Below are 23,428 nucleotides of genomic sequence, written 5' to 3'. Positions count from 1 at the left end.
CAGCCATCCCTATTCCCCACTACTCGAGCGGAGAGACGACATGAAAGGACTTGAGAACAGAACCGTGATCGTGACAGGCGGCGGCGGCGGCATCGGCCAGGCCGTGTGCAAGCGCTTCGCCGAGCATGGCTCCAAGGTGGCGGTGCTCGACCGCGACGAAGCCGCCGCCAAGGCCACCGTCGAGCTGATCACCGAGGCCGGCGGCAAGGCACAGGCCTACGCCGCCGACATCACCGACTACGCCGCCATCGTCACCACCGTGGCGAGCATCGAGCAGGATCTCGGCACTCCCACCGTGCTGGTCAACAACGCCGGCTTCGACCGCTTCATGCCGTTCCTCAAGACCGAGCCGGCCATGTGGGAGTCGCTGATCGCCGTCAACCTGACCGGCGCGCTCAACATGCACCACGTGGTGCTGCCGAAGATGGTCGAGGCAGGTGGCGGCCGGGTGATCAACATCGCCTCCGACGCGGCCCGGGTGGGCTCCTCCGGCGAGGCGGTCTACGCCGCCTGCAAGGCCGGGATGCTCGGCCTGAGCAAGACCCTGGCCCGCGAACTGGCCAGCAAGAACGTCACCCTCAACGTGGTCTGCCCCGGCCCCACCGATACCGCCCTGCTCAAGGACGTGGCGGACACCGCCCGCGACCCGGAGAAGCTCCTCGAGGCCTTCCGCAACGCCGTGCCAATGCGCCGCATCGGCCAGCCCGAGGACTACCCCGGCATCATCACCCTGCTCGCCAGCGACGAGGCCAGCTTCATCACTGGCCAGGTGATCAGCGTGTCCGGCGGCCTGACCATGGCCGGCTGACCGCCGCCACCGCCCTTATCCGCATCGAATTCCAGGAGCTCAGCGATGACACTTTCAACGACAAACTACGAAGATATCCTCTACGACGTCACCGATGGGGTGGCCACCATCACCATCAACCGCGCCGATCGCTACAACGCCTTCCGCGGCCAGACCTGCATGGAACTGCTCGACGCCTTCAACCGCGCCGGCTGGGACAAGTCCATCGGCGTGATCGTGCTGACCGGCGCCGGCGACAAGGCCTTCTGCACCGGTGGCGACCAGAGCGCCCACGAAGGCCAGTACGACGGTCGCGGCATCATCGGCCTGCCGGTGGAGGAGCTGCAGACCCTGATCCGCCAGGTGCCCAAGCCGGTCATCGCCCGGGTCAACGGCTTCGCCATCGGCGGCGGCCATGTGCTGCATGTGTTGTGCGACCTCTCCATCGCCTCCGAGACCGCCATCTTCGGCCAGGTGGGCCCCAAGGTGGGTTCCGTGGACCCGGGCTTCGGCACCGCCTACCTCTCCCGCGTCATCGGCGAGAAGCGCGCCCGCGAGATCTGGTACCTGTGCCGCAAGTACAGCGCCCAGCAGGCGCTGGAGTGGGGCCTGGTTAACGCCGTGGTGCCGCCCGAACAGCTCGACGAGGAGGTGCGCAAGTGGTGCGACGAGATCCTCGAGAAGAGCCCCACCGCCCTCTCCATTGCCAAGCGCTCGTTCAATGCCGACAGCGAGAACATCGCCGGCATCGGCGCACTGGGCATGCAGGCGCTGAGCCTCTACTACGACACCGAGGAGTCGAAGGAGGGGGTCGCGGCCTTCAAGGAGAAGCGCAAGCCGAATTTTCGGGTTCTTCGCAGACTGGCGTGAAAACGAAGTACTCTTAGGCGAAGGCGGGATAGAGAAACGGCGGTAAATCCGAGTAAGCTGATGTTCACCACAAACGTCTGCTCACGGATACCGCCGTTGCCATGGATGCTACCCCGCTCTGCCTGTTCTGGAAAGGTTTCACCGTCGCCCATCACGAATTCCTGGATGAGCAAACGCTACGGCTCCAGTTGGCGCCTGATGACCGAGTCCCTCCCGTCTGCAGCGGCTGTGACCACGCCTGCTTCCTCGTCCATGACGTGCATCAGCGTCGCGTCCGAGAGGCGCCGTTGCTGATCTACCGGGTGGAGCTGGAGGTGCCGGTACGTCGCCTGCGCTGCCCCGTCTGTGGCCCGACACGCGAGCGCATTGACTGGTTGCCGGGCCGTTCACCAGTGACCACCACATTGCGCCAGTGGGTGGAGCGGTTGGTCACGTTGCTGCCGATCCGGCATGTCGCCGACTTGGTCGGCCTGCACTGGCATACCGTCAAGACCATCGACAAGCAGCGCCTTCAGCGTGACTTGCCGGCGCCGGATCCGACGCGGCTGCGCCGCCTGATGATGGACGAGTTCGCCCTCCACAAGGGACACCGCTACGCCACGGTGATTGCTTGTGCCGACACCCAGCAGGTGGTGTGGGTCGGCGAGGGCCGCTCCCGTGAGGCGATCCGCCCGTTCTTCGAATGGTTGGGTGATGCGCGACAGCAGATCGAGGCCGTCGCCATGGACATGAACGCGTCATTCGATCTCGAAGTGAAGGCTCAGTGTCCCAACGCCGAGGTGGTCTACGACCGCTTCCATGTGGTGGCCAAGTACGGGCGTGAGGTGATGGACCGGGTGCGCGTCGATCAGGCCAATCAGCTACGCGACGACAAGGCGGCCCGCAAGGTGATCAAGGGCAGCCGCTGGCTGCTGCTGCGCAACCAGGACAACCTCAAGCCTGAGCAGGCGGTGAAGCTGGAAGAGCTGCTGGCTGCCAATGCCTCACTGACCAAGGTCTATCTACTCAAGGACCAGCTCAAGACACTGTGGTTTGCCGAGGACGAGGCGACGGCACGCAGCGGTTGGCAAGAGTGGGCCGGTATGGCGTTGGGCAGCGGCATCGACGCCTTGATGCGCTTCACCAAGAAGCTGGAGCCCTACCTGGATGGCATCGTGTCCAGTGCTCGCCACCACCTGAACACCAGCGTGCTGGAAGGTATGAACAACCGAATCAAGGTCATCAAACGGATGGCCTATGGGTACCGCGACACGGAATATTTCTTCCTGAAGATCCGTGCCGCGTTTCCCGGCAAAGTGCGATGAACCAATTTTCGAAAATTCTAGCTCCGCAAGTACTACAACGCCTGATGCCCCAAGCCGCTGACCCAGTGCACTGACGACAAGTCGCCGCCGCCCCAGCGGGCCGGCGGCCACCCGAGAAGGATGGAGACGGCCATGAACTTTGCCTTTACCGAACAACAGGATGCCATTCGCGAGAGCGTGGCCAAACTGTCCGCCGACATGCTGGCCCCCCGCTACCGCCAGCGTGAGGAAGAGGCGATCATCGAGCGCGAGATCGTCGAGATGCTCGGCGAGATGGGCTGCCTGGGCGGCGAGCTGCCCGAAGAGTACGGCGGCAGCGGCCTCGACTGCGTGACCAGCGGCGTGATCATCGAGGAGATCGCCCGGGGCGATTTCAACGTCGGCTATCTGCCGCTGCTCGCCTCGCTGAACGGCCAGATCATCGCCCAGCATGCGCGCCCCGAGCTGGCCCGCGAGTGGCTCGCCGGCATCACCTCCGGCAAGAAGATCTGCTGCATCGCCCTGACCGAGCCCCACGGCGGCAGTGACGCCGCCAACCTGAAGCTGAAGGCGACCCGCGAGGGCGATCACTTCGTGCTCAATGGCGAGAAGACCTCCATCTCCATGGCCGACCAGGCCGATGTGGCGGTGGTCTTCGCCCGCACCGGCACCCAGGAGCAGCGCGCCAGCGGCATCAGCGCCTTCCTGGTGCCCATGGACCTCCCCGGCATCACTACCAGCCGTTTCGAGGATTCCGGTCAGCGCGCCATTGGCCGCGGCTCGATTTTCTTCGACAATGTGGCCGTGCCCGCCGATCACATGCTTGGCGAAGAGGGCCAGGGCTTCAAGCAGGTGATGCAGGGCTTCGACTACAGCCGCGCGCTGATCGGCCTGCAGTGCCTGGCGGTGGCCCAGCAGTCGCTGGACGAGACCTGGCAGTGGCTGACCGAGCGCGAGGCCTTCGGCCAGCCGCTTGCGGCCTTCCAGGGGCTGACCCACCCGCTGGCCGAATACCAGACCTACGTCCAGGCCGCCCGCCTGCAGTGCTACTACGCCCTGTGGCTGAAGGACAACGACCTGCCCCACACGGCCGAGGCGGCCATGAACAAGTGGTGGGGCCCCAAGCTCGCCTTCGACGTGATCAAGCAGTGCATGCTGGCCCACGGCCACACCGGCTGGGGCGAGGACCTGCCCTTCTCGCAGCGCATGCGCGACGTGCTGGGGCTGCAGATCGGCGACGGCACCGCCCAGATCATGAAGAACATCATCGCGCGCCAGTCGGTACCCCGGTGAACGCCATCGTCGGGGCCCAGGGCTCCGACCACCACCCGGCGCCGCCGTTTTCCGACAAAGGAGTGCTACCCATGGCTGCCCAGGACGACAGAAGCGTCGCCAACCGCCTGTTCTTCCGCCTCTTCCAGGCCAGCAACATCCTGCAGAAGCAGACGGTGAGCGCGGTGGGACTGACCACGGTGCAGTGGGCGGTGCTTGGGGCGCTCTCCCGCCGCGGCTACGAGGGGGGCATCGCCTTCAACGACCTCACCGAGTACCTGATCGTCAGCCGCCAGAGCCTGGACGGCGTGCTCAAGCGGCTCGAGCGGGAAGGTCACGTGCGGCGCATCCCCCACCCCGACGACGGCCGCGCCCGGCTGATCCTGCTCACCGACCAGGGGCGCGCCTACTGGGAGAGCCTGCAGCCGCAGATCCATGACTTCTATGCCCAGGGCCTCAAGAGCCTGGGCTTCGACGAGACGGTCAGCCTGCTGCACTACCTCAACAAGCTCCAGAAGGACCTGGAAGCCATCCAAGCCATCACAACCCAGGAGGAAATCCCCTCAACCGAGGGCACCATCGACACCTGAACGCTCCGCCGGCGCTTGCCGGCCACTTCCCCAACAGCCCGAGTCACAACAACAACGGCCTCGCCGCTTCCGGTGAGGCAAGGGAGAACTCATGTCCAGATAACATCACCCTCTGCTCAAGACCACCGCCCTGACCCTCGGCGCCGCCCTGCTGGCCGGCGCCGGCAGTGCCCATGCCGAGATCTCCGACGGCGCCATTCGCCTCGGCTATCTGGCCGACATGTCGGGCCCCTATCGCGACCTGGCCGGCCCCGGCGGCCTCGAGGCCATGCGCATGGCCATAGAGGAGCACGGCGGTGCGATCCACGGCGCCCCCATCGAGGTGTTCAGCGCCGACGACCGCAACAGCGCCGACGTGGGCGCCAACACGGTGCGCGAGTGGATCGACCAGCGCGACGTCGACATGGTCGGCGGCCTGGTGGCCTCCTCAGTGACCATCGCCGCCACCCGCCTGCTCGCCGACCATGACCGCATCGCCATGGTCTCTGGCGCCGCCGCGCTCGGCATCACCAACGAGCACTGCAGCCCCAACCATATCCAGTGGGTCTATGACACCCACGCCATGTCCAACGGCACGGCGCGGGCCATCGTCGAGGAGGGCGGCGAGCGCTGGTTCATCATTTCCGCGGACTACGCCTTCGGCCACTCCCTGGAGGAGGAAGTCTCCCATGTGGTCACCGAGATGGGCGGCGAGGTCGTCGGCACGGTGCGCCACCCGCTCAACAGCAACGACTTCTCCTCGTTCATCCTGCAGGCCCAGGGCTCGGGGGCGCAGATCGTCGGCCTGGCCAACGCCGGCGCGGACACCGTCAATGCCATCAGCACCGCGGGCCAGTTCGGGCTGGTGGAGTCCGGCCAGACGCTGGCCGGACTGATGGTGTTCCTCAACGACATCCATGCCCTGGGGCTCGAGACCACCCAGGGCATGCAGCTGACCACCGGCTGGTACTGGGACATGAACGACGAGGCGCGGGAGTGGGCCCAGCGCTACTACGAGCGCATGGGCAGCATGCCCACCATGGTGCAGGCCGGCGTCTACTCCAGCACCCTGCACTACCTGAACGCCATCGAGGCCACCGGCAGCGATGACGCCGGCACCGTGCGTGCCTGGATGGGCGACAATCCGGTCAACGACATCTTCACCACCAACGGCGTGATCCGCGAGGATGGCCGCATGGTCCATGACATGTACCTGGTGGAGGTGAAGTCGCTCGAGGAATCCGAGGGCGAGTGGGACCTCTACCGCATGCTGCGCACCATTCCCGGGGAGCTGGCCTTCCAGTCCCTGGAGAAGAGCCGCTGCCCGCTGATCAACCCCTGAGGCAAGCAGGCAACACAGGGGGCGCGGCCAGCCGGCCGCGCCCCCTGCGCTGTGGCCCGAGCACTGCTCAGGCCGCCTGGACCTCGATGCGCCGCCGGCGGTGCGTGTCGCGCCGCGGCAGCGTCAGGTGGACGACGCCGCTGTCGATCCGTGCGCTGATCGCCTCGCTGTCGATCTCGTGGCTGAGGGTGAAGCGCCTTGCGTAGCGCTGGGCGCGCACCTCGGCGTAGAGCGGGCTCAGCCCCTCGGGCATCGGGATCGCCACCTCCCCCTCCAGGCTGAGCACGCCATTATCTACCTCGATGACCAGCGAGTCGCGGGTCACGCCGGGCATGTCGGCGATGATATGCACGGCGTCATTCTCCTCGTGGATATCCACCGCCGGCAGCAGCGTATCCTGCCGGCGCTCCTCCCCAGCGGGGCGGGGGGCGTCGGCGTCGCGACGGGTGATCTCGTTCATCTCTCTCACCTCCTTCGGTCTCGAAATGCGAGTCTCGTGCGGTGGCCTCAGGCCGCCTGCACCTCGATGCGCCGCGGCTTGAGCTCATCGCGCTTGGGCAGCACGATCTCACACACACCGTCCCGGAAACGCGCCTCAGCCCGATCGATGTCGAGCCCCTCGGGCAGCGCCACCGCTCGCCGAAAGTCGCCATGGAAGCGCTCCTGGCGGAAGCGCGTGCGCGCTTCATCGCCCGCGGGCGCCTCACGGCGACCGGCCACGGTGAGCACGTTGTCCTGCAGGCTCACCTCCAGATCCTCGGCGCCGAGCCCCGGCGCGAAGACGTAGACGCGTACAGTATCGTCGGTACGCCCGACGTTGATCGGCGGGAAGCTGCCGGACGGCACCGAGCGGATATCGGCCGCTCCGCCGCCGGGGAACATCTCGTCGAACAGCTGGCGAACCCACTCCATGCCCTGGGCGCGGGCCGGATCCAGGCCCCTGAGATCTCCGAACATATCGAACACCTCCTTCGCTTCAACAGCCAGATGACGGAACGGGGCCGAGCGACGCGAGGCCGACAGGGCCCCATGATCTGCAAGATAGGTGCGGTCGATCCGGTTTCAAGGCGTCAAAAGCGATTTCTTGTGGCCCGCCAGACGGTGATGCGAGCCCCCTTGCCAGACGGATCGGGTAGGGGCCGGGGTTGCCCCCGGCGCCCTCCCACACCACCGTACGTACGGTTCCGTATACGGCGGTTCACGAAGAACGATTAAGCCCTCTTGACCGTACCAAGTACCGAGATCAAGCCCAGCCGGTCGAACCACTTCCGCGGCAGGGCTTGATTCATGTGCGAGGCGCCGGCATTCCACCAGGGACCTCGCCCATTCCCCGCTGATTTCCAGGCACGCTTGTCGCCCAGGCCCAGCGCCAGTAGCTTGCGCCGCCGGGTCCATGGGCGCTTCCACTGCCGCCAGATCACGCAGCGCAGTCGACGGCGTATCCATTGATCCAGCACTTCCAGGGGGTGCCTTACATCGACAAGGCGGAAGTAATTGGCCCAGCCCCGCAGGACGGGGGCCAGCTCCTCAATGACTCGCCGTATGTTGCGCCCCCTGCCGCGCTTGAGGATCTCGCGGACACGCTGCATCAGGCGCTGCAGGCTGGCCTTGGCCAGCGTCAGCTTCGGCAACTTGTGCCGGGTCAGCGTGTAACCCAGGTACCCCCGGTTCCAGGGTCGGTCCACCGCACTCTTGTCGCCATTGACCGTCAGCCTGAGCGAGCTCTCGAGAAAATCACTCAGACTGGCCATGACGCGCTCGCCCGCTCGCCGACTCCTGACATACACCTGCATGTCATCGGCGTAGCGGCAGAAGCGGTGACCGCGGCGTTCCAGCTCCTTATCCACGTCATCCAGCAGGATATTGGCCAGCAGCGGGCTGAGTGGCCCGCCCTGGGGCGTGCCCTGCCGGCGTGGCGCGGCCAGGCCGTCCTGGAACATCCCGGCTTCCAGATAGCGTCGGATCAGGCGCAATGCTCGCTTGTCGCGGATGCGGCGCGCGACCCGCGCCATCAGCAGGTCGTGGTTCACCCGGTCGAAGAAGGCTTCCAGGTCGAGGTCGACCACCCAGCGGTGGCCGGCAGTGACATGGGACTTCATCGCCGAGACGGCCTGCTGGGCACTGCGCCCAGGGCGATAGCCGTAACTCGATGCGGAGAATTCCGGATCGAAGATCGGCGTCAGCACCTGAAGCAGAGCCTGCTGAATCAGCCGGTCGGTAACCGTGGGGATGCCGAGCTGTCGCGTTCCGCCCTTGGGCTTGGGGATCTCGACGGCTCGGATCGGGCTGGGGTGGTACTCACCGGCCAGTAGCCGTTCGCACAGCGTTGGCCAGCATTCCTTCAGGTGGTCGGCCAACTGGTGGACCGTCATGCCATCGGCACCCGGCGCCCCCTTGTTGGCGACCACCCTTCGGTAAGCCCGCGCCATGTTGGCCTTCTCTACCACGGCTTCCATGAGCGGGGCGGGCTCCGCTTTCGTCCACGATGACGACGCCGGGACCGTCTCGACGCCCACCGGCCGGGACCCGGGGTACTGCCCCTGCCCCTCTGGGTGGGTGGCGGTATCAGCGCCACTTTCTGCCTTCATGATCGATCCTCGAGACATCATCGCCTACTCGCGGTTCTTCATGTTCGGCCCTTGGTGTCGGGGTGAGTCGACACTTACTATGGCCTCTGCTGACGTCTGGTGGCCCATCCCGCCGCCTCTCGACGCCGGTAGCACGTGGCAGACCACCAGACCTCCCAGGGTAAGACGCGCGACTTTCCTGCTTATGCCTGTCGGATCTACGCCATGGCGTTCCGTGCAAGTACCGGGCTTTGATGATTTCGGCCATCTCACCCCGCCATAACGCCTCGTATCCGCTTCCTGTTCGTCAGGCCAGCGTTTTGCCTCGGGCTTCCTTCAGATTCCCCCTCGCGGGAGACACCCTTGCCGTCGGCTAGCACTTCCCCTTGCCGGGCGTGCAGGGGACTTTCACCCCCAAGTCATTCCAAGGCACCAACCTCGGAAACAGCGCCAGTCAGGCGCTGCGCGCCATGCCTGGCGCACCGAAAAAGGGCCCGTATCGCCGAAGCGGATACGGGCCAAGGAGGATAGGGTGTCGGGCGCCGGTGGGGTCACCGGCGCCGGGCCGGCTCAGTCGGTCGGCTGCTTCTTCAGGGGATGGGCGTTGCTGGCGAACTCGAAGTCCTTGGTCTCGAAGATCAGCGACACCACCACGCCCAGTACCAGGGCCCAGAAGGTGGCACCGATATCCAGGATCTGAATGCCCGAGGCGGCGATCAGGAAGGCGAACAGCGCCCCCATCTCGTGCTTCCTGCCGGAGAAGGCGATCGCCATGGCCGAGGTGATGACGCGCATCAGCGCCAGGCCCGCGATGATGGCGATGAAGTAGCGCGGCGTGGCCTCCAGCAGGCTCACCACATAGCCGTAGAAGGGGGCGGCCACCACGAAGATGGCACCGGCAACCACCGCGGCGACCCAGCGCTTCTCATGGGTGCCCGCCTCCGGCGAGGAGCAGATGCCGGTCATGGGGGCGGCGATACAGGTGCTGTGCAGGTTGAAGAAGGCCGAGACCATGGTGCCCACGCCCCCCACGGCGGTGATGCCGTTGGCCGGCACCTCCTTGTACCCCATGCCCTTGATCAGGCCGACGCCGGCCGGCGTCTCCATGCCCACCAGGATGATCGCCAGCGGCAGGCCGTAGGCCAGGAAGGCGTTCAGGGTGAACTCCGGCATGATGAACTCGGGGAAGCGGATGGTCGCCTGGACGCCCGAGAGGTCAACGCCGGTGGCCATCAGGTAGGCGATCCCCGCCAGCATGGAGACGATCAGCGGCGGCACCTTGCGCAGCAGACGCGCCGAGAGGAAGAAGGCCAGGATCATGATGCTCGCCGGCACGATGGCACTCTCCAGCGGACGCACCATGTTGAGACCGAAGCTGAGCAGCATGCCGGCTACCATGCCCATGACGATGGGCATGGGCATCAGGCGCATGACGATGCCCATGACGCCGGAGAGGCCCGCCACCAGGGAGATGGCTCCGGCGATCAGGGTCGCCCCAAGCGCGGCCTCCAGGCCCACCACGGGAATCACCGCGGCGAACATCAGCGCCCCGGGAATGGAGTTGGCCATGGGCATCGGCAGCCGGTAGTAGGCCGGCATCAGGATGCCGAAGAGGCCGTTGATCATCAGGTAGCTGATGACCCAGATCATGATGAAGGAGGAGTCGAGCCCGGCGGCGGTGCCGGCACTGATGTGCACGACACCGACGCTGAGCCCCAGAATACCCGCGACCAGGCCGGTGCTGGCGTTGTCGACGTTGAGGTCGCGGAGGAAGTCTTTTGGCGCGTGCCGCAGGCTCACGCCCTTCTCGATATGCTTCACGGTGAGCTCCAGGGGAGGGTTGTTATCGTTGGTATGGCTAGAGGCATGGAACGAAACGCGCCGATCCGGATATTCCCGAATCGGCGCGATGCTGGCTAGCCCTGATCGCCGCCACCCACCGGCAGCACGCTGCCGGTGATGTAGCTGGCCTCGTCCGAGGCAAGGAACAGGATCGGAGCCGCCATCTCATCCAGGGTGCCGTAGCGCTTCATCAGACAGCTCTGCTTGGTCTGGTCGATGTGCGCCTGGAACCAGGCCTTCTCGGTCTCGTTGCGGGGCTCCGGAGTGCCGCGGGAGATCTTCCGCGGCGGCGCCTCGGTGCCCCCGATCCCGGCGGCCGCCACGCGGATGCCGTGCTCAGCATACTCGAAGGCCAGGGACTCGGTCAGCGCATTGACGCCGCCCTTGGCCGCCGAGTAGGGGATCCGGTGGATGCCGCGAGTCGCCACCGAGGAGACGTTGACGATGACGCCACCGCCCTGCTCCACCATGGTGGGCAGCACGGCGCGACAGCACCACAGGGTCGGCATCAACGAGCGGGTCACCTCGGCGGCGATCTCGCTCTCGCTGAACTCGGTGAACGGCTTGAAGTTGATCGCCCCGCCCACGTTGTTGACCAGGATGTCGATGCGGCCGAAGCGCTCCACGCTCTTCGCCATCACCTCGGCGGCGCCTGCCCAGGTCTCCAGGTCGGCCTGCAGCGCGACCGCCTCGACGCCCTGCTCGGTCAGCTCGGCGACCACCTCATGGATCAGGTCGGCGCGGTCCACCAGGGCCAGGCGGGCGCCCTCGGCGCCGGCCCGCTCGGCGACCCGCTTGCCGATGCCCTGGGCGGCCCCGGTGATGACCATCACCTTGTCCTTGAAGCGCAGGCTCATGACTTGCTCCCCGCCTCGTTGGGGGTGAACTTCTCGTAGTGGAAGCTCTGCGGCACGATGCCCTGGGCGTCGAAGTGCTTGAGCACGGCGTCGACCATGGGAGGCGGCCCGCACAGGTAGACGTCGACGTCGCCGTCGTGCATCACCTCGGCGTCCATATGATGGGTCACGTAGCCCTTGCGCGGATGCTCGCTGGCCTCGTCCACCACCACGGTGGCGTAGGTGAAGCTGGGCAGCTTGGCGGCGAACTCGTCCAGAGCGTCCACCTTGACCAGATGATCATCCTTGTTGACGCCGTAGATCAGGTGGATCGGCGCCTCGCAGCCCTTCTCCACCAGCTGGGAGAGCATGGAGAGGAAGGGCGCGAGGCCAGTGCCGCCGGCCAGCATCAGCACCGGGCGAGTCACCTCGCGGAGGTAGAAGCTACCCAGCGGGCCGGTCAGGGTCAGGCGATCGCCCGCCGCGGCCCGCTCACCGAGATAGCCGCTCATCACCCCGTTGGGGATATTGCGGATCAGGAAGGTGGCGCGCTGCTCGCCCGGCAGGGAACTGAACGAGTAGGAGCGATGCACCTCGGTGCCCGGCACGTCGATATGCACGTACTGGCCGGGCAGGAAGGCGATCTCGGCGCCTTCGTCCAGATCCACTACCAGCTCGATGCTGTCTTCGGAGAGCTGCTCGACCGCGGCGACCGTGCCCTCGACCTTGCCCACCTCGGTCTTGCACAGGCTGGAGGCCACGGGGACCTGGATGACGCAGTCGGAAGAGGGCACCATCTGGCAGGTCAGCACCATGCCCTCGGCGGCCTCCTCGTCGGAGAGCGCCTCTTCGATGTACTCGTCGCCCATGTCGAACTCGCCCTGCTCGCAGTGTCCCTTGCAGGTGCCACAGACGCCGTCGGAGCAGTCCATCGGCAGGTTGACCTTCTGGCGGTAGGCGGCATCGAGAACCGTTTCACCTTCCTTGCAGCCGATGAAGCGGGTGACGCCATCCTCGAAGTTGAGGGCAATGGTGTAGCTCATGATCGTTCTCCTCCGACACCAGATCAGATGTGATAGATATCGATGACCTGGTGGATATAGTCGTTATTGAGTTGCACTACCTTGCGGGTGATCAGCGGTGACTCGCCCGACACGTCCAGGGTGTAGAAGGAGGCCCCGAAGAAGGTCTGGGTCTCCTTGTAGCGGTGGTTCAGGGTCTGCCAGTTGAAGCGCAGTGAAAGCGTGTCCCCCTCCTCCTTGAGCACCTCGATATTGGTGATCTGGTGGGTGGTGCGCGGCTCCGGCGTGCTCGCCCCCGAGCGCTCGGTCTTGATCCGGTAGACCCGGTCCTCGAGACCCTCGCGGCTCGGGTAGTAGATCAGCGAGATCTCGCTGTGCGGGTCCCGGGTCAGCTGGTCGTCGTCGTCCCACGCCGGCATCCAGAACTCGACGTCCTTGCTGTAGCAGGTCAGCCACTCGTCCCACTCACGGTCGTCGAGCAGGCGCGCCTCGCGGTACAGGAAGGCCTGGATCTCTTGGTAGCTAAGGCTCATCTCTCTTCTCCCCTTCAGGCCGATGCGGTGGCGATAAACTGGCTGCGTTCCTTCTCGATGGCGCGCAGCATCTCCTCGACCCAGTGCTTGTGGTGCAGCACGTAGAGGCCTTCATCTTCCGGCGAGGCGCCGCTGAGCAGCGGCTGCATGTCGATTGCCTTGGCGTTGTCGTCGGCGCCTTCGATCCACTGCTTGGCCCCGCGGGAGAGGTCGTTCCACTCGGCCAGGGCGCCGTGATAGCCGTCCTGACAGCCGCGGAACTCCTCGAGGTCGTCCGGGGTGCCCATGCCGGAGACGTTGAAGAAGTCCTCATACTGGCGGATGCGCACGCGACGGTTCTCGGCGGACTCGCCCTTGGGCGCGAAGCAGTAGATGGTCACCTCGGTCTCGTCGACGCTGATCGGGCGCAGTACGCGGATCTGCGTGGAGAACTGGTCCATCAGGTAGACGTTGGGGTAGAGGCAGAGGTTGCGGGTCTGGTTGACGATGGAGTCGGCACGCGCCTCGCCGAACTGCTCCTGGATCCACTCCTTCTGCTGGTAGACCGGGCGCACCTCGGGGTTGAGCAGGCGGGTCCACAGCAGCATGTGGCCGTTTTCATAGGAGTAGAAGCCGCCCTGGCTCTTGGACCAGCCGTCGGCGTCCACCGCCTTGGTGCCGCCGGCGTCGTAGTTGCGGCGATCCATGGTGGAGGCGTAGTTCCAGTGCACGGTGCTGACGTGGTAGCCGTCGGCGCCGTTCTCGGCCTGCAGCTTCCAGTTGCCCTTGAAGGTGTAGGAGGAGGTGCCGCGCAGCACTTCCAGGCCTTCCGGCGCCTGGTCGACGATATTGTCGATGATCTTGGTGGTCTCGCCCAGGTACTCGTCCAGCGGCTTGACGTCCTCGCTCAGGCTGCCGAACAGGAAGCCCTTGTAGCTCTCGAAGCGCGGCACGCGCTTGAGGTCGTGAGAGCCCTCCTGCTTGAAGCCGTCCGGGTAGGCGCCCACCTTCTCATTCTTGGCCTTGAGCAGCTTGCCGTCGTTCTTGAAGGTCCAGCCGTGGAAGGGGCAGGTGAAGGTGCCCTTGTTGCCGCGCTTGCGACGGCACAGGGTGGCGCCGCGGTGGGCACAGGCGTTGATCAGGGCGTGCAGCTCACCGGCCTTGTCGCGGGTGATCACCACCGGCTGACGGCCCATGGTCACGGTCATGTAGTCGCCCGGTTCACTGATCTGGCTCTCGTGGGCCAGGAACAGCCAGTTGCCTTCGAAGACGTGCTTCATCTCGAGCTCGAAGAAGGCCGGGTCGGTGAACATGCTGCGGTGGCAGCGGAAGATGCCCTGCTCGGCGTCGTCGACGACGGCGCCGCGGACGCGCTCCTCGAGCTGGTCAAGTTTGCTGGTCATGGTCCAGGTCCTCGATGTCTTATCGTAAGCTGTCGTTTCGGCCCAGCGGGCTCTCGTGGAGAGCCCGCCGGCGTCAGGGGATAGGGGCAGGGAGCAGCCTCAGACCTTGGCGGTGCCGGCCAGCTGGCTGGCCTGGTCCTGCTCGTCTTCCTTGGCGCGGGGGCGGGCGTGGCGGGTCTGCAGCTCGGCCACGTCGGTCTTGGCCAGCTCGATGTCGAACACCACCTCGGAGAAGGGGCCGTCCAGCTCGCGCTTGGCGATCTCGCCCGCGTCCTCGATGCGGCTGGCCGGCACCACCAGCTCCTCGCGGGTGGCGAAGGCGAAGTCGTCGAAGGTGTAGGGGTCGCCCGCCAGGTTGATCTGGGTGGTCAGGTGCTGGTGGCCCGGCGCGGAGATGAAGTAGTGGATATGCGCCGGACGCTCGCCGTGACGGCCCAGGGACTTCAGCACCACGTCGGTGGGGGCGCCTTCCGGCACGCCGTAGCCGGACGGGATGATGCTGCGCGCGGTGTAGCGGCCTTCACTGTCCGCGTAGATGGTGCGGCGCATGTTGTACTCGCTCTGGGTCTTGTCGAAGAAGGAGTAGCCGCCCTTGGAGTTGCAGTGCCAGATCTCGACCTTGGCGCCGGGGATCGGGTTGCCGTCCACGTCGCGCACCTGGCCGGTCAGCCACATCACCTCGGCATCCGGGTCGCTGCCGTCATCCATGCGCGCGAAGCCTTCGGCCTCCGGGGCGCCGGCGACATACAGCGGACCCTCGATGGTGCGCGGGGTGCCACCGGTGCGCTTGGCCTCGGCGTCGATGGCGTCCCGGCGCATGTCCAGGTAGTGGTCGAAGCCCAGGCCCGGCGAGAGCAGGCCGAACTGGGTCTGGCTGCCCAGGGCGTTGAGCAGGTTGACCGCGGACCAGTACTCCTCCTCGGTGACGTCGAAGTCGTCGATCAGCTTGAAGAGGTCGGAGATCAGGCGATGGACGATCTGCTTGGCGCGGTCGTTGCCGCCCTCCTGGTCGAAGCCGGCGATGGTCTTCAGGAAGTCCTGAACTTCGGGGGTATCGAAAATCTTCACGGTCATGGGAATATCCTCTGCGTTATCTTTGCTCCCGCCGGGGCGGGGCTGGCGTGATTCATCCGTGACTCAGGAGTCGTCCTCGCGGATGGAGGACGGGTGGCGACACAGCGGCTTGACGCTGATCTCCATGTAGGGGAAGAGGGGCAGGTTGGAGATGATCTCCTGCAGCTCGGCGTTGTCCTCGACGTCGAAGATGCTGACGTTGGCGTAGCTGCCGGCCACGCGCCACAGGTGGCGCCACTTGCCGGAGCGCTGCAGCTCCTGGGCGTAGGCCTTCTCGGTGGCCTTGATCTCGGCGGCCTGCTCGGCCGGCATGGACGGGGGCAGCTTGACGGTCATTTCCACCTGAAACAGCATGGCTCGATCCTCCGGTTGTCGTGTCGTTTCTTACTTGCGCGCGTAGTGCGCCAGCTTGTCTTCGTCGAGGGTGATGCCGAGACCCGGGCCGGCCGGCAGGTCCACGCCGAACTCGCGGTAGCGCAGCGGCTCGACGACGATGTCGTCCTTGAGCAGCAGCGGGCCGAACATCTCGGTGCCCCAGGCCATCTCGGGCAGGGTCGCCCAGGCGTGCAGGGAGGCGGCGGTGCCGATGGTGCCCTCCAGCAAGGTGCCGCCGTAGAGGCCGATGCCCGCGGCCTGGGCCACGTGGGCCAGCTCCAGCACCCCCTGCAGGCCGCCGGACTTGGCGATCTTGAGGGCGAAGGCGCCGCTGAAGCCGCCACGGACCAGGTCGAGGCCGTCGCGGGCGTCCTGCACCGCTTCGTCGGCCAGCATCGGCACGTTGAAGCGGTCGGCCAGGCGGATCAGGCCGGCGTGCTCGCGGGCCGGAACCGCCTGCTCGATCAGCTCGATGCCGGCGTCCTGCAGGGCCTGGATGCCGTAGACGGCGGTGGACTCGTCCCAGGCCTGGTTGACGTCGACGCGCACGCTGGCGCGATCGCCCAGGGCCTCCTTGATGGCGGCCACGTGGCGCACGTCCTGTTTCACCGGGTTGGCGCCGATCTTCAGCTTGAAGTCGCAGTGGCGGCGCTGCTCGAGGCGCAGCCGCGCCTCCTCGATATCCTTGGCGGTATCGCCGCTGGCCAGGGTCCAGAGCACCGGCAGGTGGGCCTGGCGGGCGCCGCCCAAAAGCTCGGCCACGGAGAGGCCCAGGCGCTTGCCCTGGGCGTCGAGCAGCGCGGTCTCCAGCGCCGACTTGGCGATCATGTTGCCGCGGGCGTGGCGGTTGAGCAGGGCGCGCAGGGCGTTGACGTTGCCGGAGGGCTGGCCGATCAGCAGCGGCGCCAGGTAGGCGTCGATGTTGCACTTGATGCTCTCGGGGCTCTCGGGGCCGTAGGCCAATCCACCGATGGTGGTGCCCTCCCCCAGGCCCTCGATGCCATCGCTGTGGCGCATCCGCACGATCACCAGGGTCTGGCAGGCCATGGTGGTCATGGAGAGCTTGTGGGGACGGATGGTCGGCAGGTCGACCAGCAGCGTCTCGATGGACTGGATAGTGGCGCTCATGGGGGCTCCCGATGCGGGCAGTGTGGTGATTGCATGGCAGTCTGATTGCAGCGGGAAGGCGGAACCAATATTGTTTGGGTGCCCTTCCATACCCAGGAGGTATCATGGAACTGCGCCATCTGAGGTACTTCTGTGTGGTCGCGGAGGAGCTCAACTTCACCAGTGCGGCCGAGCGGCTGCACATGTCTCAGCCGCCTTTATCCAGGCAGATCAAGCAGTTGGAACAGGAAGTGGGGGCCGAGCTGTTCGCGCGGGGACCGCGCGGCCTGCGGCTGACGGCCACCGGCAAGTTCTTCCAGCAGCATGCCCTGCAGATCCTGGAGAAGGTGGATGCCACCCTGGAGTCCACCCGCCGCATGGCCCGCAGCAAGCGCGTCATGTTCGGCATCGGCTTCGTGGCATCGGTGTTCTACGGGCAGCTGCCGCTGCTGGTGCGCGATTTACGACAAAAGGATAATGTCGAGCTGGCCCTGGCCGAGCTGACCACGGTGCAGCAGGTGCAGGCCCTCAAGGCGGGGCGCATCGACATGGGCTTCGGGCGGCTGAGAATCGACGACCCGGAGGTGGAGCAGGAGGTGCTGTTCGACGAGCCGATCATGGCCGCGGTGCCCGCGGGCCACCCCCTGGAGGGCACCACGCCGACCCTGGCCGAGCTGGCCCGCTATCCGCTGATCCTCTTTCCCGCCAAGCCGCGCCCCAGCATGGCCGATATCATGCTGGGCATGTTCCGCCGCCAGGGGCTAAAGGTGGAGGTGGTGCAGGAGGCCAACGAGCTGCAGACGGCGCTGAGCCTGGTGGCCTCGGAGATCGGCATCACCCTGGTACCCGAGCAGGTGCGCCGGCTGCGCCGCGACGGCATCAGCTACATCTACCTGGCGGACCGCTCGCTCACCTCCCCGGTGATCTGCAGCCGCCGCCGCGGCGAGAAGCCCTCCCCGATCATGCAGGAGGCCAACGCCATCCTCGAGGTGCTGGTGGAGAACCGCCGCAGCGGACGCTACCCCTGACGCCGGTGCCATCACAGCGCCACGGCGGCTGACTGGCGCAACGCCGGACACGCCGAAACCCGGGCCCGCCTGTCGGCGGGCCCGGGCTATCGAGATCGAGGCAGGCGAAACCTACTCGAGGGACTCGTAGGGCAGGCCCACGTAGTTCTCGGCGATGGTGGTCAGCCCCGCCTCGGAGCTGGTCGCGTAGTCCAGCTCGGCCTGCTGCATGCGGGTATTGAAGTCCTCCTCCTCGGAGAACTTGTGCAGCATGGAGGTCATCCACCAGGAGAAGCGCTCGGCCTTCCAGATCCGCTTGAGGCAGGTCGCAGAGTAGTTGGGGATCAGGTCGGTACGCCCCTCCTGATAGACCTTCACCATCAGGCGGTAGAGGGTGTTGACGTCGCTGGCGGCGAGGTTGAGCCCCTTGGCGCCGGTGGGCGGCACGATATGGGCGGAGTCGCCCACCAGGAAGAGACGACCGTACTGCATCGGCTCGACCACGAAGCTGCGCAGCGGCGCGATGCTCTTCTCGATAGAGGGGCCGGTGACCAGCTTCTCGGCCACGTCATCGGGCAGGCGGCGCTTGAGCTCTTCCCAGAAGCGCTCGTCGGACCAGTCTTCCACCTTCTCGTCCAGGGCCACCTGGATGTAGTAGCGGCTGCGGGTCTCGGAGCGCATGCTGCAGAGGCTGAAGCCGCGCTCGTGGCTGGCATAGATCAGCTCGTCGGAGACCGGCGGGGTGTCGGAGAGGATCCCCAGCCAGCCGAAGGGATAGACCTTCTCGAACTCCTTGATACGGCCTTCGGGAATCGACTTGCGCGAGACGCCGTGGAAGCCGTCACAGCCGGCCACGTAGTCGCAGTCGAGGCGGTGCGTCTCGCCGTCCTTCTCGAAGGTGACCCAGGGCGCTTCGCTCTCCAGGTCGTGAAGCTGGACGTTGTCCGCCTCGTAGATGGTGGTGCCGCCCGTGGCCTCGCGAGCCTCCATCAGGTCGCGGGTGACCTCGGTCTGGCCGTAGACCATCACCTTGCTGCCGCCGGTCAGCGCCGCCAGGTCCACGCGCACCCGGCGATTGTCGAAGGCCAGCTCGAAGCCGTCATGGGGCAGGCCCTCCTCGTTCATGCGCGCATCGACGCCGGCCTCGCGCAGCAGGTCGACCATGCCCTGCTCCAGCACGCCGGCCCGAATGCGGCTCAGCACGTACTCGCCGCTCTTGCGTTCGAGGATGACGTTATCGATGCCCTGGCGGCTCAGCAGCTGACCGAGCAGCAGGCCGGAGGGGCCTGCGCCGATGATGGCGACCTGTGTCTTCATGGGGAATACTCCGTTGTTATCCAGCCAGGTGTACAAGTGTTCGCTATGTGAATTGTATTTTTCACTGAATCATCCGGCAAAATAAGGCATGATTCGATCCATCACCTGGACTTTTGACACATTACCGTTCGACCTTGGTCGTAGCGCAAGGGAGGATCCATGAGCACGGCACCCACCATTCCGGTCTTCAAGCTCTACGGTGAAACTCACCACTGGCCCACTCCCGACCTGCTCCACTGCGAGTCGATCCCGGAGCGCAGCGCGCTGCACGACTGGCACATCCGCCCCCATCGCCATGCCGACCTGGTCCACCTGCTGCACATTGCCCGAGGCCAGGTGGAGCTCGAGCTGGAGGGGAGCCATCAGCCGCTGCAGGGCCCTCTGGTCATCGTGGTGCCGAGCATGAGTATCCACGGCTTCCGCTTCTCGCCGACCGTAGAGGGGCACATCATCACCCTGGCGCTGCCCCTGGTTGAGCACCTGGCCCAGGCCTCCTCGGGCGGCCTGCTGCAGCAGGCCGCCTCCCACCGGCTGACGCAGCCCGACAGCGCGCGGCGCATCGCCACCCTGGTGGCACAGATCGATGAGGAGTATCGCCATCCGGCTCCCGGGCGGGCGCGGATGCTGGAGGCGCTGATCCAGGCGCTGGTGGTAGCACTGTCACGCCTCCAGGAGAGCGCCGGGCGTGGCGCCCGAGGCAGCCACCGCCCTCAGGAGCGAGGGCATCAGCACCTGGTCAACTACCAGGCGCTGATCGAGGCCCAGTTTCGCCGCCAGCCCAGCGTCGAACAGTTTGCCGCCCAGCTGGGCATGAGCAGCGCCCACCTCAACACCCTGTGCCGCCGCCTGGCCGATCGCAGCGCCCTGCAGCTGCTGCACGAACGCCTGCTGCTGGAGGCCAAGCGCCAGCTCACCTATACCAACATGACCGTCAGCCAGGTCTCCGACTCCCTGGGTTTCTCGGAGCCCGCCTACTTCACCCGCTTCTTCAAGCGCCATACCGGGCTCTCGCCGCGGGAATTTCGGCTGCGCCAGCAGTCGGGGGAGCCCCACAAACAGGACGCCCCCGGCCAGACGGGCTGACCGGGGGCGTCTCCAGGATGGCAGAAGGCCCTGCACCTGGCAGGGCCTTCTGCTTGTAGCGCAACCCACTGGGCGGCTAGAGCATCCAGAGGGTCAGGACGGGGAAGGCGATCAGCAGCACCAGCCTCAGCAGGTCGGCGACGATGAAGGGCGTCACCCCCCGGTAGATCTCGCCCAGCGTCACGTGGGGCGCCATGGCCTTGATCACGAAGACGTTCATCCCCACCGGTGGCGTCACCAGCCCCAGCTCCACGGTCAGCACGGTGAGGATGCCGAACCAGATCGGATCGATGCCCAGCATGGTGATGATGGGAAAGACCACCGGCACCGTGATCACCAGCATGGCGATGGAGTCCATGAACATGCCGAGCACGAAGTACATCAGCAGGATCAGCAGCAGGATCACCATGGTCGGCACATCCAGGCCGCCCAGGAAGGCACTGATGGTGAAGGAGATCCGGGACACCGAGATGAAGTAGCCCAGGGTCTCGGCCCCCACCAGCATGAAGAAGACCACCGCCGAGAGCGCCAGGGTCTCCTGGACGCTCTGCCACAGCCCCTTCAGGCGCATGCCCTTGTAGAGGGCATAGAGCAGGGTGGCAAAGGCCCCTACGCTGGCCCCCTCGGTGGGGGTAAACATCCCCTGGTAGATCCCGGCGATGATGATCACGAAGACCGTGAAGAAGGGCAGCAGCCCCGACAGGGAGCGCAGCTTCTCGCCCAGAGAAGTGGGCTCCCCCGGCACCGCCATGTCGGGCCAGATCCGCATCACCACGCTTACCGTCAGGGCATAGAAGAGCAGCCCCATCAGGCCGGGAATGATCCCCGCCGCGAACATGTCACCCACCGACTGCTCGGTGATCACCGCATAGATCAGCAGGGCGATGCTGGGCGGGATCATGATCCCCAGGGTGCCGCCGGCGGCCAGGGTGCCGGTGGCCAGGGAGCGCTTGTAGCCGTGCTTCTCCATCTCGGGCAGTGCCACCCGGGTCATGGTGCTGGCGGTGGCCAGCGACGAGCCGGAGATCGCCGAGAAGACGCCGCAGGAGCCCACGGTGGCGATGGCCATGCCCCCCTTCCAGCCGCCACAGATGGTGCGAGTGGAGTTGAACAGCATGCCGGCCATCCCGGAGTGGGCCGCCAGCACCCCTATGAAGATGAACATGGGAATGGCACTGAAGCTGTAGCTGGAGAGCACGTCCACCGGCACCGACTTGACCATGGAGAGGGCGGCGCCCCAGGAGATCACCTGGGCGAAGCCCACCACCCCGACGATCAGCATGGCCAGGGCCACCGGCACGCGCAGCACCAGCAGCAGCAGCAGCCCGATCAGGCCGATGCCGCCAATCATCTCACTACTCATGATGGACACCTCCCCCATCGGTGGCGAAGAAAGTGCCCAGCAGGGCGTGCAGCAGGCTGCGCAGCGCCAGCAGAGCGCAGAGCAGGGCCCCGAACTGATAGATGGGGGCCATAGGCAGGCGCAGGTCCTGGGTGACCTGGCCGCGCATGGCGGCCACGCCCGCCTCCTGCCAGAGACCGACGGCCATCACCGCCCCCAGCACCACGAACCCGAGCAGGAAGAGGCCGCCCAGGCGCTCCTTGAGCACCGGGGAGAGGCCGTGGCTGAAGGCCTCCACCACCACCTGGGAACGCTCGACGCTGGCGGCCATGGCCGCCAGCAGGGAGAACATCAGCAGATAGCGCACCAGCTCGACGCTGCCCACCACGCTCCAGTTGAGGGCGCCCCCGGAGAGGCGGAAGGTCAGGCGCAGCAGCACATCGGCGATGGTCACGCCCATCATGGCCAGCAGCGCCAGCCCCGCCACCAGCAGGCACAGGCGTGCCAGCTGGCGGCTCACGAACGACAAGGCTTGCATGGAATCGCTCTCGCTCAGCTCTGGTCGACCGGGCAGGCGTCGCGCGCCGCCATGGCCGCCTCGTAGACCTCGCGGGCGTTATCCAGGCCGCGCCCCTCGAGCTCGCTCAGGTAGTTCTCGATGCCCTCCTTGAGGGGGCCGGCCCAGTCATCGTGCTCCAGGGGGCTGTCGATCACGCGGATGTGGTGCCCCGCCTCCTCGGCCTCCTGCTTGCCGGCCTCGTCCAGGCCATCGAAGACCCGACCCGCCACCTCGCTCCAGGCCATGCCGCTGTTGGCCTCGATCACCGCCTGCTGCTCGGGGCTCAGGCGGTCGAAGCTGCGCTGGCTCATGGTGGCCACGAAGATCAGCGAGTAGAAGGGCACCTGGGTGTGGTAGTTGGCCAGCTCGTTCAAGCGGAAGACCTTCATGCCCTCCCAGGGAAAGCTCAGGCCGTCGATCACGCCGCGCTGCAGGGAGGTGTAGATGTCCGGGGCCGGCATGCCCACCGGCTGGGCGCCGAGACGCTCAAGCATCTCGCCGGCCACCGCGGTGGGGCGACGGATGCGCAGGCCCGCAAGGTCGTCCGGCGACTGGATGTCGTGATCCGCGGTGTGCAGGTAGCCGGGGCCGGTGGTGAACATGAACAGCACCCGGGTATCGTCGTACTCGCCGGCGATGTGGCCATCGTCATAGAGGCTCTGGAGGATGCAGGCGCCCTGGCTGGCGGTATCGGAGACCCCGGGCAGCTCGACGATCTGGGAGAGCGGGAAGCGCCCGGCGGTATAGCCCTGGGCGGTGATGGCGATGTCGGAGATGCCGTTGACTGCGCCCTGATAGGCCTGATCGGCGCGGGTCAGGGTCTGGGAGGGGAAGTTCTCGACGCGCAGCTCGCCACCGGACTGCTCCTCGATGGTCTCGGCCCAGGCCTGGAAGATCTCCTGGTTGATGCCGGAGCCGTCGGGCCAGAAGTGGGACATGCGCAGGGTGGTGGACGCCTGGGCGGTAGAGGCCGCGGCAAGGCCCGCAATGGAAGCGGCGAGCAGGCAGCGAGTCAGGGTGCGGTTCATGGGGTGCCTCCGGGGTGTCGTTATAATGGACTTATCATATGTTCGGCATCCGAATATCAGTTCGGATATTCCGCAAAGCTACCCCACTCCCGCAGGCCTGAACAATGGACATTCGTCTATAGCGAAGGGGATTGCGTGCCTGAGCTAAGCGGCACTCCATCGCTTCCGACCAGGACAAAGCGATCAACAAACTGGACTATTCGCATCTTTTCCGCTGATGACATGAAAAAG

Annotated in this window: 23 protein-coding genes; 8 read left to right on the top strand and 15 right to left on the bottom strand. The window is 66.1% G+C overall.

Annotation, left to right across the window (positions count from 1 at the left end; genetic code table 11):
- The first annotated feature begins 40 nt into the window (after positions 1–40).
- The 6 genes from NHL60_RS02765 (at position 41) to NHL60_RS02740 (ending at position 6,123) form a co-directional block, all read left to right on the top strand.
- Entirely contained in the window at positions 41–808 is a 768-nt protein-coding gene (locus tag NHL60_RS02765) for an SDR family NAD(P)-dependent oxidoreductase (protein ID WP_253448732.1), read from the top strand.
- Positions 809–853: 45 nt separating this feature from the next.
- Positions 854–1,657, top strand: coding sequence for an enoyl-CoA hydratase-related protein (locus NHL60_RS02760; protein ID WP_253448730.1), 804 nt, complete (start codon positions 854–856; stop codon positions 1,655–1,657).
- Positions 1,658–1,758: 101 nt separating this feature from the next.
- Positions 1,759–2,961, top strand: a complete 1,203-nt coding sequence (locus tag NHL60_RS02755; RefSeq protein ID WP_253448729.1) for an ISL3 family transposase — start codon at positions 1,759–1,761, stop codon at positions 2,959–2,961.
- 132 nt (positions 2,962–3,093) lie between these two features.
- The gene (gene aliB / locus NHL60_RS02750) at positions 3,094–4,233 is read left to right on the top strand and encodes a cyclohexanecarboxyl-CoA dehydrogenase (RefSeq protein WP_253448727.1); all 1,140 of its coding nucleotides are present in this window, start codon (positions 3,094–3,096) and stop codon (positions 4,231–4,233) included.
- A gap of 71 nt (positions 4,234–4,304) precedes the next feature.
- Positions 4,305–4,802, top strand: a complete 498-nt coding sequence (locus NHL60_RS02745) for a MarR family winged helix-turn-helix transcriptional regulator (protein ID WP_253448725.1) — start codon at positions 4,305–4,307, stop codon at positions 4,800–4,802.
- A gap of 130 nt (positions 4,803–4,932) precedes the next feature.
- Entirely contained in the window at positions 4,933–6,123 is a 1,191-nt protein-coding gene (locus NHL60_RS02740; protein WP_253451957.1) for an ABC transporter substrate-binding protein, read from the top strand.
- Between the two features lie 67 nt (positions 6,124–6,190).
- Here NHL60_RS02740 and NHL60_RS02735 read toward each other — a convergent pair whose 3' ends face one another.
- The 11 genes from NHL60_RS02735 to NHL60_RS02685 all read right to left on the bottom strand — a co-directional run bounded on the left by NHL60_RS02735 (position 6,191) and on the right by NHL60_RS02685 (position 16,882).
- On the bottom strand, positions 6,191–6,583 hold the full coding sequence (locus NHL60_RS02735) for an Hsp20/alpha crystallin family protein (protein WP_253448723.1): 393 nt from the start codon (positions 6,581–6,583) through the stop codon (positions 6,191–6,193).
- Positions 6,584–6,630: 47 nt separating this feature from the next.
- Positions 6,631–7,080 (bottom strand): Hsp20/alpha crystallin family protein, encoded by a 450-nt coding sequence (locus tag NHL60_RS02730; protein WP_253448721.1) that lies wholly within the window; start codon positions 7,078–7,080, stop codon positions 6,631–6,633.
- Positions 7,081–7,334: 254 nt separating this feature from the next.
- Complete coding sequence (gene ltrA / locus NHL60_RS02725; protein ID WP_253444207.1) at positions 7,335–8,711, bottom strand: group II intron reverse transcriptase/maturase; 1,377 nt, start codon at positions 8,709–8,711, stop codon at positions 7,335–7,337.
- A 549-nt stretch (positions 8,712–9,260) separates the two neighbouring features.
- Positions 9,261–10,511, bottom strand: a complete 1,251-nt coding sequence (locus NHL60_RS02720) for a benzoate/H(+) symporter BenE family transporter (RefSeq protein ID WP_253448719.1) — start codon at positions 10,509–10,511, stop codon at positions 9,261–9,263.
- Positions 10,512–10,606: 95 nt separating this feature from the next.
- Positions 10,607–11,389 carry a benzoate diol dehydrogenase BenD gene (benD, locus tag NHL60_RS02715; protein WP_253448717.1) on the bottom strand — a complete coding sequence of 261 codons (783 nt, stop codon included), beginning with the start codon at positions 11,387–11,389 and terminating at the stop codon, positions 10,607–10,609.
- Positions 11,386–12,411, bottom strand: a complete 1,026-nt coding sequence (benC, locus tag NHL60_RS02710) for a benzoate 1,2-dioxygenase electron transfer component BenC (RefSeq protein ID WP_301271087.1) — start codon at positions 12,409–12,411, stop codon at positions 11,386–11,388. The genes benD and benC overlap by 4 nt, the downstream gene beginning before the upstream one ends.
- Positions 12,412–12,434: 23 nt before the next feature.
- On the bottom strand, positions 12,435–12,923 hold the full coding sequence (gene benB / locus NHL60_RS02705; RefSeq protein WP_253448715.1) for a benzoate 1,2-dioxygenase small subunit: 489 nt from the start codon (positions 12,921–12,923) through the stop codon (positions 12,435–12,437).
- Positions 12,924–12,937: 14 nt separating this feature from the next.
- Positions 12,938–14,305: a Rieske 2Fe-2S domain-containing protein gene (locus tag NHL60_RS02700; RefSeq protein ID WP_253448712.1), complete on the bottom strand. Its 1,368-nt coding sequence runs from the start codon at positions 14,303–14,305 to the stop codon at positions 12,938–12,940.
- Between the two features lie 99 nt (positions 14,306–14,404).
- The gene (catA, locus tag NHL60_RS02695; RefSeq protein WP_253448709.1) at positions 14,405–15,379 is read right to left on the bottom strand and encodes a catechol 1,2-dioxygenase; all 975 of its coding nucleotides are present in this window, start codon (positions 15,377–15,379) and stop codon (positions 14,405–14,407) included.
- 63 nt (positions 15,380–15,442) lie between these two features.
- A complete protein-coding gene (gene catC, locus NHL60_RS02690) occupies positions 15,443–15,733 on the bottom strand; it encodes a muconolactone Delta-isomerase (RefSeq protein WP_119023067.1) in 291 nt (96 codons plus the stop codon).
- Positions 15,734–15,763: 30 nt separating this feature from the next.
- Positions 15,764–16,882: a muconate/chloromuconate family cycloisomerase gene (locus NHL60_RS02685; protein WP_253448707.1), complete on the bottom strand. Its 1,119-nt coding sequence runs from the start codon at positions 16,880–16,882 to the stop codon at positions 15,764–15,766.
- Positions 16,883–16,986: 104 nt separating this feature from the next.
- Here NHL60_RS02685 and NHL60_RS02680 point away from each other — a divergent pair, with 104 nt between their 5' ends.
- On the top strand, positions 16,987–17,889 hold the full coding sequence (locus NHL60_RS02680) for a LysR family transcriptional regulator (protein WP_253448705.1): 903 nt from the start codon (positions 16,987–16,989) through the stop codon (positions 17,887–17,889).
- 111 nt (positions 17,890–18,000) lie between these two features.
- On the opposite strand, the gene pobA is transcribed toward NHL60_RS02680, so the two are convergent.
- Positions 18,001–19,185, bottom strand: coding sequence for a 4-hydroxybenzoate 3-monooxygenase (gene pobA, locus NHL60_RS02675; protein WP_253448703.1), 1,185 nt, complete (start codon positions 19,183–19,185; stop codon positions 18,001–18,003).
- 159 nt (positions 19,186–19,344) lie between these two features.
- Between pobA and NHL60_RS02670 the strand changes: the two genes are divergently transcribed.
- Positions 19,345–20,268, top strand: a complete 924-nt coding sequence (locus NHL60_RS02670) for a helix-turn-helix domain-containing protein (RefSeq protein ID WP_253448701.1) — start codon at positions 19,345–19,347, stop codon at positions 20,266–20,268.
- A 76-nt stretch (positions 20,269–20,344) separates the two neighbouring features.
- On the opposite strand, the gene NHL60_RS02665 is transcribed toward NHL60_RS02670, so the two are convergent.
- Genes NHL60_RS02665 through NHL60_RS02655 form a run of 3 tightly spaced genes read right to left on the bottom strand, consistent with a single transcriptional unit; the run spans position 20,345 to position 23,197 of the window.
- Positions 20,345–21,631: a TRAP transporter large permease gene (locus tag NHL60_RS02665; RefSeq protein ID WP_253448699.1), complete on the bottom strand. Its 1,287-nt coding sequence runs from the start codon at positions 21,629–21,631 to the stop codon at positions 20,345–20,347.
- Positions 21,624–22,148, bottom strand: coding sequence for a TRAP transporter small permease (locus tag NHL60_RS02660; RefSeq protein WP_253448698.1), 525 nt, complete (start codon positions 22,146–22,148; stop codon positions 21,624–21,626). Before NHL60_RS02660 ends, NHL60_RS02665 begins: the two co-directional genes overlap by 8 nt.
- Positions 22,149–22,162: 14 nt before the next feature.
- Positions 22,163–23,197: a TRAP transporter substrate-binding protein gene (locus NHL60_RS02655; protein ID WP_253448696.1), complete on the bottom strand. Its 1,035-nt coding sequence runs from the start codon at positions 23,195–23,197 to the stop codon at positions 22,163–22,165.
- Between the last annotated feature and the right edge of the window lie 231 nt (positions 23,198–23,428).

It is taken from the genome of Halomonas sp. Y3 (genome assembly GCF_024137965.1).
Classification (GTDB): Bacteria; Pseudomonadota; Gammaproteobacteria; order Pseudomonadales; family Halomonadaceae; genus Halomonas; species Halomonas mongoliensis.
The sequence above is the reverse complement of the archived record's forward strand: the minus strand, read 5'-3'. Positions and strand labels throughout refer to the sequence as shown.